General features: G+C 53.7%; 9 protein-coding genes and 1 tRNA gene. 4 read left to right on the plus strand and 6 right to left on the minus strand.

Annotation, left to right across the window (positions count from 1 at the left end):
• Window positions 1–359: 359 nt before the first annotated feature.
• The 3 genes from dxs to L215_RS0108215 are packed head-to-tail and all read left to right on the plus strand — an operon-like array spanning window position 360 to window position 5,101.
• Window positions 360–2,261 (plus strand): 1-deoxy-D-xylulose-5-phosphate synthase, encoded by a 1,902-nt coding sequence (gene dxs, locus L215_RS0108205; RefSeq protein WP_025882941.1) that lies wholly within the window; start codon window positions 360–362, stop codon window positions 2,259–2,261.
• A complete protein-coding gene (gene trkA, locus L215_RS0108210; protein ID WP_027451622.1) occupies window positions 2,252–3,595 on the plus strand; it encodes a Trk system potassium transporter TrkA in 1,344 nt (447 codons plus the stop codon). Before dxs ends, trkA begins: the two co-directional genes overlap by 10 nt.
• A 51-nt stretch (window positions 3,596–3,646) precedes the next feature.
• Entirely contained in the window at window positions 3,647–5,101 is a 1,455-nt protein-coding gene (locus L215_RS0108215; RefSeq protein WP_027451623.1) for a TrkH family potassium uptake protein, read from the plus strand.
• Between the two features lie 7 nt (window positions 5,102–5,108).
• Here the strand turns inward: L215_RS0108215 and L215_RS0108220 are convergent, their stop codons facing one another.
• The 5 genes from L215_RS0108220 to L215_RS10370 form a co-directional block, all read right to left on the minus strand.
• On the minus strand, window positions 5,109–6,194 hold the full coding sequence (locus L215_RS0108220) for an LptF/LptG family permease (protein WP_025882945.1): 1,086 nt from the start codon (window positions 6,192–6,194) through the stop codon (window positions 5,109–5,111).
• 95 nt (window positions 6,195–6,289) lie between these two features.
• Window positions 6,290–7,924: a ribonuclease Y gene (gene rny, locus L215_RS0108225; RefSeq protein ID WP_036871735.1), complete on the minus strand. Its 1,635-nt coding sequence runs from the start codon at window positions 7,922–7,924 to the stop codon at window positions 6,290–6,292.
• A gap of 178 nt (window positions 7,925–8,102) precedes the next feature.
• On the minus strand, window positions 8,103–8,438 hold the full coding sequence (locus L215_RS0108230; RefSeq protein WP_025882948.1) for a cell division protein ZapA: 336 nt from the start codon (window positions 8,436–8,438) through the stop codon (window positions 8,103–8,105).
• Window positions 8,438–8,761 carry a hypothetical protein gene (locus L215_RS0108235; RefSeq protein WP_027451624.1) on the minus strand — a complete coding sequence of 108 codons (324 nt, stop codon included), beginning with the start codon at window positions 8,759–8,761 and terminating at the stop codon, window positions 8,438–8,440. The genes L215_RS0108230 and L215_RS0108235 overlap by 1 nt, the downstream gene beginning before the upstream one ends.
• A 389-nt stretch (window positions 8,762–9,150) precedes the next feature.
• Window positions 9,151–16,356 (minus strand): InlB B-repeat-containing protein, encoded by a 7,206-nt coding sequence (locus tag L215_RS10370; RefSeq protein WP_244869680.1) that lies wholly within the window; start codon window positions 16,354–16,356, stop codon window positions 9,151–9,153.
• An 875-nt stretch (window positions 16,357–17,231) separates the two neighbouring features.
• Between L215_RS10370 and L215_RS0108245 the strand changes: the two genes are divergently transcribed.
• Window positions 17,232–17,305: transfer RNA gene (locus L215_RS0108245), tRNA-Met, on the plus strand.
• A gap of 94 nt (window positions 17,306–17,399) precedes the next feature.
• Here L215_RS0108245 and L215_RS0108250 read toward each other — a convergent pair.
• Window positions 17,400–17,777 (minus strand): RidA family protein, encoded by a 378-nt coding sequence (locus tag L215_RS0108250; protein ID WP_007366122.1) that lies wholly within the window; start codon window positions 17,775–17,777, stop codon window positions 17,400–17,402.

Raw genomic sequence — 17,777 nt, forward strand, 5'->3', positions numbered from 1 at the left:
AAAAAATAAGTCCGAAGAATTTTTTATTTCCTAGGTAGGAATTGGGGCAATTCCTAGGTACCTATTTGGCAAATTCCTAGGTAGGAATTCAATGCTTCGGGAGGGAGGTGTAATCGGTGAGGTCCCGCAGCCCCTCTGTAATGATGCTCGAGCCCTCTGTAGCGGCGGCCGAACTGCACATCCCTAGTTATCGTCATATGCAGCTTCTAGACGACTGGTTATCATGCGTCACCCCTGCCCTGGGCTATGAGGTGTTGTCGCATATTAGTATCTTTGCATAAGATAAGAAGAGTAGGCATCTATATAAGTCAGCAACGACCGATGCGGAGGAGCCACCCTTCATGTAGATACACGACATCATGAACGCTAGCGACTACCCTATACTATCGCATATTGATACGCCCCAGCAGTTACGTCAGCTCTCTCTCGCGCAGCTTCCTCAGCTGTGTCAGGAGCTCCGTCGCTATGAGCTGGAGGTGCTCTCGCACGTACCAGGTCACCTGGGATCTAGTCTGGGTGCGGTGGAACTCACGGTAGCGCTCCACTACGTCTGTCGCACCCCTTACGATCGCATCGTCTGGGATGTGGGGCATCAAGCTTATGGGCATAAGATCTTGACAGGAAGACGAGATCGCTTTGAGTCTCTACGACAGTGGGGCGGGCTCTCGGGCTTTCCGCTCCCTAGCGAGAGCGAGTACGATACTTTTCCCGCAGGGCACGCCTCAAACTCAATCTCGGCTGCGCTCGGCATGGCGATTGCGGCCAAGCTCAAGCAAGAGGAGCGTCACGTCGTGGCGGTCATTGGCGATGGATCGATGACGGGCGGGCTCGCCTTCGAGGGGTTAAACAATGTGAGCTCCTATCCCAACGATCTGCTCATCGTGGTCAATGACAACAACATGTCCATCGACGCTAATGTGGGTGGACTAAACAAATACCTCGTCGACCTCAACACCAGTCACGCATACAATACGATCCGCTACGACCTCTACCGTGGTCTGCGACAGATGAATCTGATGAGTGATCGTCGCAAGAAAAACATTCAGCGGATCAACAACAGTGTCAAGTCGCTCCTGACGCAAAACCACTCTTCCTTCTTCGACGGCTTGGGGATTCGCTACTTTGGTCCAGTTGATGGGCATGACATAGAGCATCTCGTGGAGACGCTCCGACGCATCCTCCCGATGCGAGGACCGAAGATACTACACCTCAGGACGATCAAGGGGAAGGGCTACAAGCCTGCCGAGGAGAATGCGACCGTATGGCATGCGCCTGGTTGTTTTGATGTAAAGACGGGAGAGCGCGTCAAGAGCGAGCGAGGAGCGCATCCACCGAAGTTCCAGGAGGTCTTCGGAGAGACCGTCACCGAGCTAGCGGCTGAGGACAAGCGCATCGTGGGGATCACACCCGCCATGCCGTCAGGTAGTTCGCTGAATGTGATGATGCGAGCCTTCCCCGAGCGAAGCTACGATGTGGGGATTGCGGAGGCGCACGCAGTTACCTTTAGCGCAGGGATGGCGCGTGAGGGGATGATCCCGTTTTGTGTTATTTACTCCTCCTTCTTACAGCGCGCTTATGACCAGATCATCCACGATGTCGCTCTGCCAGGCTACCACGTAGTCCTCTGCATCGACCGTGCTGGCTTGGTCGGTCAGGATGGAGCGACGCATCAGGGAGCCTTTGACCTAGCTTACCTCTGCACTGTCCCCAATATGACGGTTGCGGCTCCGATGAATGAGCACTACCTGCGCCACTTGATGCGCACGGCTTACGAGGGGCAGGAGGGTCCGATGGCGATCCGCTACCCACGTGGTGAGGGGTCGCTGGTGGACTGGCGCTGTCCAGCGGAGATCCTCCCGATAGGCAAGGGGCGCGCACTACATGAGGGCGGACGCATCGCATTGCTCTCCATCGGCACCATTGGTGTGACCGCCGAGGAGGTGCGGGAGCGCCTACTCGCTGAGGGTGTCGAGGTGGCGCACTACGACTTGATCTTTGCGAAGCCTCTAGACGAAGAGCTGATCACGACGGCTCTAGAGCGTTACGACCGCATTGCCACGCTTGAGGAGGGCACACTCATCGGAGGCGTGGGCGAGCGGATTGCAGCCCTGGCTCAGCGTCAGGGCTTCCGAGGACGGATGATACACTTTGGCCTGCCCGACGCTTTTATCGAGCAAGGCACTGTCGCCGAGCAACGACGCTACTGTGGCGTCGATGCCGACACAATATATAATAGAATCAAAGCTGAGCTATGCGAATAGTTATTGCTGGAGCTGGCGAAGTGGGCACCCACCTAGCCTATAGGTTGTCGGGAGAGGAGCAGCAGTCCACGACTCTCATTGACTCTGACAAGGAGTTGCTACGTCGTGTGCAGCGCAAGTTTGACGCTTACACGATCGTGGGTGATCCGACAAAGCTGGAGGATCTGCAGCTGACGGAGGTGCACGACTGCGACCTCTTCGTCAGCGTGATGCCGGGTGAGGCGGAGAATCTACTGGCCTGCATGCTCGCTGCGCAGCTTGGAGCCAAGCGCACCATCGCTCGTATCAACAACCACCGCTATCTGGCGGATCACTACCGCCGCTTCTTCGGGAGCCTAGGCGTGGACCAGCTCATCTACCCTGAGGAGCTGGCCGCTGAGGAGATTGCTAACAGCTTCAAGCACCCCTGGGCGAGAGTCTATGTGGAGCTGCTCAACGGGGCTTTCGTCCTCGTGGGCGTCAAGGTGCGCCAGGGGAGCATCCTCGTGGGGCGTCCACTGAGCTGGACTAAGGAGCTGGGCGATAAAGCCTTTCACGTGGTCTCTATCAAGCGTGGCGAGGAGACGCTCATACCTGATGGTCAGACGATCATAGAGCACGGTGACGTTGTTTTCTTCACCTGTCTCAACAAAGACATTGACCTCGTCCGTCAGTACTGCGACAAGAATCTGCGCCCTGTCAAGCGTGTGGTCATCCTCGGCGGAAGCCTCATTGCGCTACGCACCGTTTCGAAGGCTCCGAGCAATATTGACTTTCACCTTATCGAGCGAGATCTAGAGCGTATCAAGGAGATCGAGGACGAGATCCCCTCCAATGTCAAGCTCTACGACGGCGATGGCCGTGACCTCAATCTCATCTCCGAGATCGGACTGGACGAGGAGAGCATCTTCGTCGCTCTGACGGAGAACTCGGAGACGAACATCCTCGCCTGCCTCGCTGCCAAGCGTTTTCAAGTGGCCAAGACCATTGCGAAAGAGGAGAACATTGACTACATCCCCCTGGCGGAGAAGCTGGACATCGGCACGATCATCAATAAGAAGGTGATCGCCGCGGGCAACATCTTCCACGCACTCCTCGGCTCCGACACGAAGACTGTCAAGTCGCTCACCATCGCTCACACGGACGTGGCGGAGCTACAGGCTAAGAGTGGCTCGACGATCACCGAGTGCCCCGTCAAGGAGCTAGACATACCGCAGGGCATCACCCTCGGCGGTCTGGTGCGCAACGGAGTGCCGATGCTGATCGACGGTAATATGGAGATCCAGCCCTACGACAGCGTCGTGGTCTTCTGTACCAATACGTCTATGGAGCGACTCGCTAAGCTCTTTGACTAAAGCCCCGCCGCTTTCTAATTTCACTACTTCTATATTGACTCAATCAAGCTCATGAGACGTATCAATCTACCCTTCGTGGGGAGCATCGTGGGGGGGATCTGTCTGATCGAGTGCATCTTCCTTTTCCTCAGCATCGTCGTATCGCTCATAATGCGGGACTACACCATAGCACCACTCCTAGTCACGCTAGGTATATCACTGGTGGTAGGCATAGCGCTACTCCTATGTGGACGGCTGAAACATAGCGACAAACTCGGTCGTCGTGAGGCTATGCTCGCCGTGGCGATGACGTGGCTGGTGGTGGCACTGATAGGTATGATTCCTTTTCTCGTGGGGGGTTACCTGCCCCGCTTTAGCAATGCACTCTTTGAGTCGGTCTCGGGCTTTACCACTACGGGCGCCTCGGCCTTTACCTCCGTGGCGCATCTCCCCAAGGGGATCCTCTTCTGGCGCTCCATCATACAGTGGCAGGGCGGTATCGGCATCGTCGTCTTCTCCCTCGCCCTGAGCCCTGTGCTGGGCAAAGACATCGGCCTCCTCTACCAAGCCGAGGTAACGGGCGTGGATCATGACCGCTTTATGCCTCGTATCAAGGAGGTCGCCATACGTCTCTCGGCAGTCTATACCTTACTGACGCTGGTGCTGATCGTACTGCTACGCCTCACGCCGATACCTCTCTTCGATGCTACCTGTATGGCTTTTACCTGTCTCTCGACAGGTGGATTTTCAATCTATGATCAGCCTTTTGAGGTGATCAATAGTCCCTACTTTGAGACGATCCTGATGATCTTTATGGTGATCGGTAGTCTAAACATGACGCTCATCTATTTTGCCTTCAAGGGGCAGATCAAGCAACTCTTCCGCGACGAGCAGACCCGCTGGTTCCTCGGCATCATCTTCGTCACAGCCTCTCTCGTGACCCTGCACCTTGTCCTCAACGGCATACAGCCTCACCTAGGAAAAGCGCTACGTGACGCTTTCTTTCAAATCATCTCGCTCATCTCTACCACAGGATATGTCTATGCGGACTACGCTAGCTGGGGTCCCTTCTTCATGCTGTGCGGAATCTTCGTCATGCTGGTCTGTGGCTGCGCAGGATCCACGGCGGGAGGTCTCAAGGTAATCCGCTTCGTCATCATGTCCAAGACACTCCCCAAGGAGATCGCTCACCGCATCTCTCCTAGCCTCGTAGCTCCGCTGCGCATCAATGGTAAGAGCGTCCCCGATGAAGTGGTCTACAAGGTGATGGGCTTCTTTTTCGGTTACATCGCGCTCATCTTCCTAGGCACCTTCTGTCTCACCCTCACGGGCAATGACTTCATCTCTGCCAGCACCGCCTCTGTGACGGCTATCGGCAACGTGGGACCCGCCTTTGGCAACTACGTTTTCAACTTCTCGAGTGCCTCTTCTTTTGACCTCCTTGTGCTGAGTTTTCTTATGCTGGCGGGTCGTCTAGAGCTCTTCACCGTGCTGAGCCTCTTCGCTCCTGCCTTCTGGCGTCGCTAGGCTCTATCTAGCGAGGCGCTAGACGGTAGAGCACGAAGGAGATGCCGAGGTAAACCAAGTTCGGCAGCCACGCTGCGACCACTGGAGCCATAGCTCCTGTCACTGCATAGGAGGCAGTGACCGTCATAAAGAGGATATAGAGGAAGCTGAGCGAAAGCCCTACAGCGAGGGCCAGACCCATGCCCCCCTTGCGCTTGCGAGCCGAGAGCGAGACGCCCATGAGCGTTAGGATAAACGAGGCGGGGATCATCGCTATGCGCTTGTGTAGCTCGATAGCGTAGAGCTGTGTAGCTGCGCCTCTCATGCGTTGCTTCTGGATGGAGTGGTATAGCTGTGGCGTGGTGAGCATCTCGACATCTCCCTCAGTGACGAGAAAGTCCCGCGGCGTGATCGGTATGATCGTGTCGAGCTGATTCCCTCTAAGGAGCGTGTCTTGTCGCTCGCCGAAGTAAGTGATCGTGTAGTCCTGTAGCTGCCAGTTGTAGAGCGTGTCGTAGATGATACTGTTCGCCATCACGCGACTCTTGAGATCTTTGCCCTCAAAGCGATCCATCGAGAAGGTGTACCCGACCTTGCTCTCATCATTATAATAGGACATAAACATAAAGGTCTCAGGCGCCACCTGCATCTGGATCGTATTGGCGTAGGTGATACGCTTGTCCTTGATATACTGATTCTGAAAGTCGATCCTGATGCGATTGCCTGGCGGTATGACGAAGCTACTCAAGAAGAAAGTCAAAATAGCAATCACGGCAGCGCCCAGCATGTACGGCTTGAGGAGCCTACGAAAGCTCACGCCGCAGCTCAGGATAGCGATGATCTCACTATTCTCTGCTAAGCGAGAGGTGACGTAGATGACCGCTATGAAGACAAAGAGCGGACTAAAGAGATTTGCATAGTAAGGGACGAAGTTAGCGTAGTAGTCCCATATGATAGCTCGTAGCGGGACGTCAGGCTGTAGGAGCTTGTCCAGCTTTTCGGTCACGTCAAAGGCTATCGCCACTGCCAGGATCAGGACAATGGAGAAGAAGTAGGTCGCCAGAAACTGGGTAAAGATGTACCTATCGACCGTGGAGATTACCTTGCGACGCATCTGTCTCTCGAAATATTAAGCTTTACATCGTAGCTTGCGCCCTCCGGAGGAGCCCCTGCCGAGAGCTTGTGCTTAGAGATGGATCTGCTAGCCGACTACTTAGCATAGCTCACAGCACGTGTCTCACGGATGACCGTGATCTTGACCTGTCCTGGGTAAGTCATCTCAGTCTGTATCTTGTGAGCGATATCTGCCGAGAGCGTCTCGGTAGCCTGATCGTCTATCTCGTCAGCACCGACGATGACACGTAGCTCACGGCCCGCCTGGATCGCATAGGTCTTGACCACACCTGGGTAAGAGAGCGCCAGCTGCTCGAGGTCCTTGAGACGCTTGATGTACGCCTCGACGATCTCATGACGAGCTCCTGGTCTAGCACCACTTATGGAGTCACATATCTGGACGATAGGCGCTATGATCGTCTCCATCTCTATCTCCTCATGGTGAGCACCGACAGCGTTGCAGATGTCGGGCTTCTCCTTGTACTTCTCGCAGAGCTTCATACCCAGTATAGCGTGTGGTAGCTCGGGCTCCTCGTCAGACACCTTGCCGATATCGTGCAGGAGGCCCGCACGACGCGCCTTCTTAGCATTGAGCCCCAGCTCAGATGCCATCGTGGCACAGAGATTGGCCGTCTCACGTGCATGCTGCAGGAGGTTCTGCCCATACGAGGAGCGATACTTCATCTTGCCCACCAGACGCACTAGCTCTGGGTGCATACCGTGGATTCCGAGGTCTATGATCGTCCGCTTGCCCGTCTCGATGATCTCCTCCTCGATCTGCTTGCTGACACGATCTACCACCTCCTCAATGCGAGCCGGGTGGATACGTCCGTCCTGTACCAACTGATGTAGCGCTAGGCGAGCTATCTCACGGCGCACAGGGTCAAAGGCTGAGAGCACGATAGCCTCTGGCGTATCGTCTACGATGATCTCCACGCCCGTGGCCGCCTCTAGAGCGCGAATGTTACGACCCTCACGGCCGATGATGCGTCCCTTGACCTCGTCATTGTCTATGTGAAAGACTGAGACAGAGTTCTCCACAGCCGTCTCAGTAGCGACACGCTGTATCGTTGCCACGATCAGTCGTCGTGCCTCTTGCGAAGCATTCATCTTAGCCTCCTCGATCACCTCAGCCGTGTAAGCGGCCGCCTGATCACGAGCCTCTAGGCGCAGGGACTCGATGAGTTGCTCCTTGGCTTGTGCAGCCGACAGGCCACCTATCTCCTCCAGCTTAGCTTGCTGTGTGCGGATCGCTTGGGTTAGTTCCTCTTGCTTCTGAGCAACTAGCTGCTCCTGCTGGGTCATCTGCTTGCGCTCACGCTCTAGCTCTGTCGAGACATCCTCCAGTTGCTTGGTACGTGCTGTAAGCGTCTGCTCGAGTTGCTGCAGGGTAGCCTCTCGGCTCTGTACTTGTGCCGTGCGATCGGCCAAGCGCTCCTCCAGCTCACTCTTGAGCTGTAGGGCGTACTCCTTAGCCTCAATCACCTTTTGTTGCTTCAGTATCTCAGCATCCTGCTTAGCTTTCTCAAGGATGCCGTCAGCCTCACGTAGTTCTTTCTTTTTTGTCTTATGAGCCTCGAGGATGACCTTCTCTGCGCGCTCCTCAGCTTCCTTGACGACGCGCTCCGCTCGTTGCTTGTGGAGTCGCATCACAGCGAGCCATACGACCCCTCCGCCTACGACTAGGGCTAATAATATGAATAGAATCAGTAGGTATATGCTAATCTCCATAAATCGTTCTGCCTAAAGTGTGTATATCTAATCTGTCACAATATCTCTGACATGATCGGTAGAGATACAGAGTCGCCCTACTGAGAGGTGTCCCAGTGGTCAAACGACCGGTCTTAGCTATATATTCCAGCTCTTCTGAGGAAAAAGGTGGGGGCACGACGCCCCGCACACACCTCGTCTACAGCTTTCGCTCCAGTAGACTGTTAACCTCAGAGAGACGCTTCAGGAGCTCAGTCGTGTCCTGGCTCTCCTTGAGCACCTCACACTGTACGGCAATATCCACAGCCGCCATAAGCCAGTGAAGCTGTTCATCGCTCTCTGCTGGCTGTGGGTAAGCTGCACGATACTTCTTGACGAGAGCCGATATCGTATGCTGTGCACGACGATAGTAAGGCTCCTCGCTACGTGGCACATCAATGGGGATAGCGATACCGTCGACAAGTAGCGTGATACTCTGCATCTCGTTCCGACGATCCTCTAGGGTTTTGCTACCCTCTAGCTCCATCCGTGCCATTAGTGAGGCTGAGTTGTATCTATACTATGCTGTAGCTCTAGGAGAGCTATGCTTTGGTCCATTCGTTTGATCATCTGGGTCATTCGCTCCTTAGCGATACCCATATCTGCACCACTGACGATTAGGGCGCGCGCCATCAGGAGTTGCCGGTTGCGACTCTTCAGCTCCTCCAGTTCGTCACACAGTTCACCGAGCCGTCCCTTGAGATCTGCTATCTCTAGACGTTGCGTCTCCACCTCTTGTCGTAGCGAGTCACGCTGCTCAAGGAGTCGCATAGCGTTTCGGTAGAGTGCGTCCACCTGTAGTTGCTCGTCGTGCGTCATTTCGTCAACATGTACATTGCAAAGATACTGAAAAATGGCTCATCTCCAAAAATGTGTCAACCCAGCCGACGAGTAACGGTTGTAGAGACGCACGAGACGAGTAGCGAAATGTAGGGACGCACGAAAGTGTCCAGTCGGAGGGCGTCCGTTGTGTCAAAAACGATACGTGTAGCCCCGTGTAGGGACGCACGATCTGTGCGTCCGTTGTGTCAAAGGTTACTGTGACTGTTGTGTCAAATGTTACAGCATCGTGGTTTTGACGGGAACGGACGCACAGATCGTGCGTCCCTACAGCCGTTACTCGTCCCTTCTAACCTCTAACCTCTAAATTCTAACCTCTAATCTCTAATCAAAAAAGGGGCGAACCCTCGTTCGCCCCTTTTTTGATTCTATCGCCTTACCACCACTCGGTAAGTCTCGCCCGCTACGCAGACTAGGTAAACCCCGTCCGCATAGGGTGTCAAGTCAATCTGCAGCACGCCACGACTATCCGCACGACCCGCATAGAGCCGTTCGCCAGTCATGCTGTGGAGCGTCACCTCGCTGGCAGGCGCTACACCCTCCACGATGACATAGTCAGTCGCTGGGTTCGGGTAAAGCTGGGTCTGCTGCGTGACCGTCGTCTCCACACCCGTGTGATCCACAAACGTCGCCTTGACCTCCGTCACATCTGTGACCACAAAGCTCTTTGTAGCGAGGATATCCTTCCCATTGGCCGTCAGCTCCGTCAGTACGCACTGCGCATTCTTGCCCGTAGCCTTCACCGTCAGAGTCGTACCATAAGGCACAGCCTCTAGATTAACTGGCTCAACGATCGTGATATCTCCATGCTCGTTGCTCGTCAGCGTCACCGCAAACGTCTTCTTCGTGAAGGTCGCCTTGACGGTTAGGTTATCCTTGACAACGATCTTTTTGGAAGCGAGGATATCCGTGCCGTTGGCAGTAAGCGCAGTAAGCTCGTAGCCTTCGGCAGGTGTAGCGTTGATCGTCAACTCCGTGCCGTAAGCGACTGAGTTGAGGTTGCTGGCACCCGTTGCGGTGATCGTACCCTCACCCTCCTTAGTTAGAGTGACGGCGAAGCTCTTCTTCGTGAAAGTTGCCTTGACAGTTAGGTTGTCCTTGACAACGATCTTCTTCGTCGCTGTGATATCAGTACCATTAGCCGTAATAGATACGAGTTCGTAACCCCTGGCAGGTGTAGCATTGATGGTCAACTCGATGCCGTAAGCGACTGAGTTAAGGTTGCTAGCACCCGTTGCGGTAATCGAACCCTCACCCTCCTTAGTTAGAGTGACGGCGAAGCTCTTCTTCGTGAAGGTCGCCTTGACGGTCAGGTTGCCAGTCACGACTACCTTCTTGGAAGCTGTGATATCCGTACCACCAGCCGTTATGGATACAAGTTCGTAGCCCATAGCTGGAGTAGCATTGATCGTCAACTCTGTGCCGTAAGCGACTGAGTTGAGGGTGCTAGCACCCGTAGCGCTGATCGTACCCTCACCCTCCTTAGTTAGAGAGACTGCAAAGCTCTTCTTAGCGAAGGTTGCCTTGACGGTTAGGTTGTCCTTGACAACGATCTTCTTCGTAGCTGTGATATCAGTACCATTAGCCGTAATGGATACGAGTTCATAGCCCTTGGCTGGGGTAGCGTTGATGGTCAACTCCGTGCCGTAAGCGACAGAGTTGAGGTTGCTAGCACCCGTAGCAGTGATCATACCCTCACCCTCCTTAGTTAGAGAGACGGCGAAGTTCTTCTTCGCAAAGGTTGCCTTGACGGTTAGGTTGCCAGTCACGACTACCTTCTTGGAAGCTGTGATATCCGTACCACCAGCCGTAATGGATACGAGTTCGTAACCCATAGCAGGTGTCGCATTGATGGTCAACTCCGTGCCGTAAGCGACTGAGTTAAGGTTGCTAGCACCCGTTGCGGTAATCGTACCATCGCCCTCCTTAGTTAGAGAGACGGCGAAGTTCTTCTTAGCGAAGGTCGCCTTGACGGTCAGGTTGCCAGTCACGACTACCTTCTTGGAAGCTGTGATATCCGTACCACCAGCCGTAATGGATACAAGTTCGTAACCCATAGCAGGTGTCGCATTGATGGTCAACTCTGTGCCGTAAGCGACTGCGTTGAGGTTGCTGGCACCCGTAGCGGTGATCGTACCCTCGCCCTCCTTAGTCAGAGAGACTGAGAAGTTCTTCTTCGCAAAGGTTGCCTTGACGGTTAGGTTGCCAGTCACGACTACCTTCTTGGAAGCTGTGATATCCATACCACCAGCCGTAATGGATACGAGTTCGTAACCCTTGGCAGGTGTAGCATTGATCGTCAACTCTGTGCCGTAAGCCACAGCATTCAAACTGGTGGCACCTGTCGCAGTGATCGTACCCTCACCCTCCTTAGTTAGAGAGACGGCGAAGCTCTTCTTCGTGAAAGTTGCCTTGACAGTTAGGTTGTCCTTGACAACGATCTTCTTCGTAGCGAGGATGTCCGTGCCATTGGCCGTAAGAGCCGTTAGCTCGTAACCCTCGGCAGGCGTAGCATTGATCGTCAACTCCGTGCCGTAAGCGACAGAGTTGAGGTTGCTAGCACCCGTTGCGGTGATCGTACCCTCACCCTCCTTAGTTAGAGAGACGGCAAAGCTCTTCTTAGCAAAGGTTGCCTTGACAGTCATATTGTCCGTAACGACTACCTTCTTGGAAGCTGTGATATCCGGACCACCAGCCGTAATGGATACAAGCTCGTAACCCTTGGCAGGTGTAGCGACAATCGTCAACTCTGTGCCGTAGGCGACTGAGTTGAGGTTGCTAGCACCCGTAGCGGTAATCGTACCCTCGCCCTCCTTAGTTAGAGAGACAGCGAAGTTCTTCTTCGCAAAGGTCGCCTTGACGGTCAGGTTGTCCTTGACAACGATCTTCTTTGTAGCTGTGATGTCTACACCACCAGCAACGAGAGATTGAAGTTCGTAACCCATAGCAGGTGTCGCGTTGATGGTCAACTCTGTGCCGTAAGCCACAGCATTGAGATCATCTGCACCCGTTGCGGAGATCGTACCCTCACCCTCCTTAGTTAGAGAGACGGCGAAGTTCTTCTTAGTAAAGGTCGCCTTGACGGTCAGGTTGCCCTCGACAACGACCTTCTTCGTAGCGAGGATATCCGTTCCGTTGGCAGTAAGCGCAGTTAGTTCGTAACCCATAGCTGGCGTAGCAACAATCGTCAGCTCCGTGCCGTAAGCGACTGAGTTGAGGTTGCTGGCACCCGTAGCGGTGATCGTACCCTCACCCACCTTGTCGAAGGTGACAGCAAAGCTCTTCTTCGCAAAGGTCGCCTTGATGGTTAGGTTATCCTTGACAACAATCTTCTTTGTAGCTGTGATGTCAGCACCATTAGCCGTAATGGATACGAGTTCGTAGCCCCTGGCAGGCGTAGCGACAATCGTCAGCTCTGTGCCGTAAGCCACAGCATTCAAACTGCTGGCACCTGTCGCGGTAATCGTACCCTCGCCCTCCTTAGTTAGAGAGACAGCAAAGCTCTTCTTAGCAAAGGTTGCCTTGACGGTTAGGTTGTCGGTCACGACTACCTTCTTGGAAGCTGTGATATCCGTACCACCAGCCGTAATGGATACGAGTTCGTAACCCATAGCAGGTGTAGCATTGATGGTCAACTCCGTGCCGTAAGCGACTGCGTTGAAGTTGCTAGCACCCGTAGCGGTGATCCTACCCTCACCCTCCTTAGTTAGAGTGACGGCGAAGCTCTTCTTCGTGAAGGTTGCCGTGACAGTTAGGCTGTCCGTGACAACGATCTTCTTCGTAGCAAGAATATCTGTGCCGTTGGCTGTGAGAGCCGTTAGTTCGTAACCCTCGGCTGGAGTCGCAACGATCGTCAGCTCCGTGCCGTAAGCGACTGAGTTGAGGTTGCTGGCTCCCGTCGCGGAGATCGTACCCTCGCCCTCCTTAGTTAGAGAGACTGCAAAGCTCTTCTTAGAGAAGGTTGCCTTAACCTCGACAGCCTCCTTAACAATCACCTTCTTAGAAGCGAGGATGTCCGTGCCATTGGCAGTGAGAGCCGTTAGTTCGTAACCCGCAGCGGGAGTAGCGACAATGGTCAACTCTGTGCCGTAAGCTACAGCATTCAAACTGGTGGCACCCGTTGCGGTGATTGTACCCTCACCCTCCTTAGCGAAGGTGACAGCGTAGCTCTTCTTAGCAAAGGTTGCCTTGACGGTCAGGTTGTCCTTGACAACGATCTTCTTCGTAGCTGTGATGTCTACACCATCAGCGACGAGAGATTGAAGTTCGTAACCCGCAGCAGGTGTAGCAACAATGGTCAACTCCGTGCCATAAGCCACAGCATTGAGATCATCTGCACCTGTCGCGGTGACTGTACCCTCACCCACCTTGTCGAAGGTGACAGCAAAGTTCTTCTTCGCAAAGGTTGCCTTGATAGTCATAGGTTCGGTAACCTCGATGCTCTTCGTGTCGGAGATGTCCACATTATTAGCCACCAAAGCGACCAATTCGTAGCCCTCGGCAGGCGTTGCTGTGATCGTGAGCTTTGTACCATAAGGCACAGCGTTAAGATCCTCCACATCCGCGGTGATCGTACCCTCGCCCGTCTTAGTCAGTTCGACGGCAAACGTCTTCTTGACGAAGGTCGCCTTAACTGCGACAGCCTCTCTGACCACTACCTTCTTAGTAGCAGTGATGTCCGTGCCGTTGGCCTCTATAGACTTAAGTTCATAGCCCGTAGCTGGTGTAGCGACGATCGTCACCTCCGTACCGTAGGGCACAGCCTTCAGATCCTCCGCACCAGTGGTCGCTAGAGTACCCTCGCCCTCCTTAGAGAGCGTGACCGCAAAGGCCTTCTTTGTGAAGGTCGCCTTGATCGTGAGATTCTCCTTGACGATCACCTTCTTGGTGGCGGAGATATCGGTCTCGTTAGCCATGAGCGAGGTCAACTCATATCCCGTGGCAGGTGTCACAGAGACCGTCAGTTCCGTACCATAGAGTACCGAGTTGAGGTCGTCAGCACCCGTCACCTCAAAGAGACCCTCGCCGACCTTCTCCGTAGAGACCTTCAAGTGCTTCTTAGCAAAGGTCGCCTTGATCGTCATATTCTCCGTGACCACCACCTTCTTGGTAGCAAGGATGTCCCTACCGTTGGCTGTGAGCGAGGTCAGTTCGTAGCCTGCCACTGGAGTCACCTCGATCGTCAGCTCCGTGTCTGGAACCACCTCATCAAGGTTGCTAACGCCAGGCACAGTGATCGTACCCTCCTCCTGATTGAAGATGAGCGACACGCTGCAGGTGAGCGGCATAAAGGTCGCCTTCACCTCTGTGGCTTCCGTGACGAGGAACTTCTTCGTAGCCAATATGTCCTTACCATTAGCCGTCAGGGCTGTGAGCTTGTAGCCATCGGCAAACTCCGTGATGACCGTCAGCTCCGTGCCGTATGGCACCTTCGTCAGGTCTGGAGCACCTATGATAGCGACCATGCCGCCCGTAGTTGCTGAGCTGGTCACAGCAAATGTCGGCACCTCTGAGCCCGCATAGTCAGACCAGTTATCGCTTTGGAAAGACTGCGCCTGCCAATTCTTAGCCTTAGCCTTCGTTACATGATCGGCGAAGCATAGGTTGCCCTCTTTTGTCGACTCCTTGTCCACGACCTGTAGCATGCCAGCCGTCTTACCTTGGCGATCCGGCAAGCTAGTTATCAAGGCGGTCATAGCACTCGTCTTGATCTGATTAATGCTGCAGCGTAGCCAGCTTAGCTCACGGCACTGGAGTAGGTCTATACCGCTCAGCGCATTGTCGCTACAGTCTAGCTTCGTCAGCGCGCGACAAGTGTAGAAGTCCAAGCTGATCAACTTATTGCTCGGGCAATAAAACTCTTGTAGCGCGACACAATCCGAAAGGTTCAGACTGGTCAATTGATTCTTGTTGCACTTGAGCGTTGTCAAGGCACGACAGCCCGACAGGTTCAAGCTCGCCAACTGGTTCTGCTGGCAATCAAGCGTTGTCAAGCCATTGTTCTTGGATACATCTAGACTGGCCAGTCTATTGTCGTAGCACGCAAGCTCTGTGAGGGCAGTACAGCTCGTTACATCTAGGCTGCTCAGTTGATTCTTCCAGCAGGAGAGCGTGGTCAAGTTGCTCATCCCCGAGACGTTGAGGCTCGTCAGCTGATTGCTCTGACACCATAGCTCCGTCAAGGCAGTACAGCCCTGAGCATTTAAGTTCGTCAGTTGGTTCTCCTGGCAGTAAAGCTTTGTCAAAGCTGTACAGCCCTGAGCATTTAAGTTCGTCAGTTGGTTCTCCTGGCAGTAAAGCTGTTTCAACGCAGTACAGCCCGACACGTCCAAGCGCCTCAGCGGATTGCTCTTGCAGTCTAACTCCGTCAGAGAGCTACAGCCTGAGGCGTTGAGGCTGGTCAGTTGATTGCCATAGCAATGTAGCTTTGTTAAGCCACGACACCCAGATATATCTAGTCGAATCAGTTGATTGGTATGACAAGAAAGCTCTTTCAGGCCACTACAACCAGAGAGATTGAGTCGGATCAGCTGATTCTTTTCGCAAGAGAGGCTTTCTAGAGTACTGTGGTTCGAGAGGTCTAAGCTGGTCAGTTGATTGTTGACGCAGTTAAGCGTCTTCAAGGCTCTGTTATCTGACAGATCTAAGTTAGACAGTTGATTGTTGGAGCAGTTCAGCGTTGTCAGGGCTACGTTCTTCGAGAGATTTAAGCTGGTTAACTTGTTGCCAGAGCAATCAAGTGATGTCATTGCCGTACAGCCTGAGACCTCCAAGCGAGTCAGTTCGCGATTGGGAAACGAGAAACTCTTCAGCGACTGGCATCCCGAAAGATTGATACTAGTCAGTGGGTTGTTGGAGCACCCAAGCGTTGTCAAAGCCGTACAGCCAGAGGCTTCCAAGCTGGTCAGTTGATTGCTGTAGCACCAAAGTGTTGTCAAGGCGGTGCAGCCCGAGACGTCCAAGCTGGTTAGTTTGCCACCAGTCCACGAGAAACTTTTCAACGATTGGCATCCCGAAAGATTGATACTAGTCAGTGGGTTGTTTTGACACTTGAAATTTGACTCAGCCAAAGCAGTACAGCCCGATGCGTTCAAGCTGGCCAATTGATTGTCCTTGCAGTCAAGAGATGTCAAGGTCGTGCAATTCGAGACATCCAAGCTGGTCAGTTGATTGTTGGAGCAATAAAGCGTTGTCAAGGCGGTGTTCTTTGACACGTCCAAGCTGGTTAGTTGACTGTAAGAGCAGTAAAGCGTTGTCAAGGCGGTACAGCCCGAGATGTCCAAGCTGGTCAATTGACTGGGGTTTAAGAAGTTGCTGCACGAAAGCTCTGTAACATTGCCTCGGATGGTGACCGTCTGGCTGGTGAGGGTGTACCTAGTATAAGATCCATCTGTTCGGGCATTCTCTCGAACGCCAGAGATTGACACAGAGCCATTTGCCATGATCATGAGCTCGATGGTCTCTCCGACTTTTCTGGAGGTGGTCATGGTTATGACACCTTGGGCGAGGAGGGTGGTGGAGGTGAGTAGCGTGCCGAGGAGGACGAAAAGCCAGATGCGTAGTTGTTTGCTCATGGGGGGATAAGTAGCTAGTGATTAGTAGTTAGTGCTTAGTTGTAGCGTGATGGGGAGCTGTGATGGCTCTGCCGTGTGAGTTGTATTTTCTGCGAAGTTATACATTTATTTCGGATTGGGCAAGAGGAGAGAGAGATTAGGGATCGGAGTGCTAGTGTGGCTAGTGACTCTAGTGACACTAACAGCGCTAGTGCAACTAGAGAGTCTAGCCAACAGCCAACATGGCAAATAGCTCGGAAAGGTCGTCCCATACTGATGGAACCAAAATCTTCCACCCCGTGTGGGACGAAAAAATCCCAAGGGAGGGATTTCAAAATCCCCACGGAGGAACGAAGTGATCCCCACGTGGGAACCGAAAAGTTCCTCCGCTGGAACTAAAAAGTTCCCCCCTTGGAACTAAAAAGTTCCAAGGGGGGAACTATTTTTGGAACTCGTATGTACTACGGACACAGCACGATATGCGTGACAATTGGTAGGGACGCACGGGACGTGTCTAGCGGGAGGTCGTCCGTTGTCGAACGACGAGACGTGTAACGGTTGTAGGGACGCTCGGTCGAGCGTCCGTTGTGTCAAAGGTTACAGCAACCATTGGTTTTAACGGGGACGGACGCACGACCGTGCGTCCCTACATTTCGCTACACGTCTCGCTTTGACACAACGGACGCCCTCCCACTAGATACTCACCGTGCGTCCCTACTTTTCGTTACTCGTCCAAGGAGCCCTTTCCCCCCCCGAGGAACTCGAATTGCCTCGGAAATGTCGGAAAAACTCGAAGGAGTCTGAGCGACGAGATGGTGGAGTTTCGTTGGGGCGTTGGTTTGTTCGGGAATATTATGTACCTTTGCACCATCTAAGGGGGTAACCCCTCTGTGGATGGCGAGGTAGCTCAGCTGGTTAGAGCGTCGGATTCATAATCCGGAGGTCGAGGGATCGTGACCCTCTCTCGCTACATACTAAATCAAAACAGCACCCTGACTGCGGTCAAGGTGCTGTTTTGCTATTATTTACTTGGGGTCTACTACTTGAGACTGTTGCAACAGTTTCTACTTGTGTGCGATCACTTCGATCTCAACGAGTCCGCCCTTGGGAAGGGTCTTGACAGCTACGGCTGAGCGTGCGGGGAAGGCGCCCGAGAAGTGCTTCTCGTAGACTGCATTCATCGCTGCAAAGTCGCCCATGTCGGCGAGGAAGCATGTGGTCTTGACGACCTGATCGAAGGTAAAGCCAGCCTCGTCGAGGATAGCCTTCAGATTGCGAAAGACTTGCTCCGTCTGTGCTGAGACATCCTCCGAAACGAAAGCGCCAGACTGGGGATCGAGCCCGAGCTGACCAGAGGTGATGAGCATGTCGCCGAAGGCTATTGCCTGGCTGTAAGGACCAATAGCTGCAGGAGCATTGGGAGTGGAGATTACTTTTTTCAT

Source organism: Porphyromonas uenonis DSM 23387 = JCM 13868 (assembly GCF_000482365.1).
In the GTDB taxonomy this organism is placed as follows: domain Bacteria; phylum Bacteroidota; class Bacteroidia; order Bacteroidales; family Porphyromonadaceae; genus Porphyromonas; species Porphyromonas uenonis.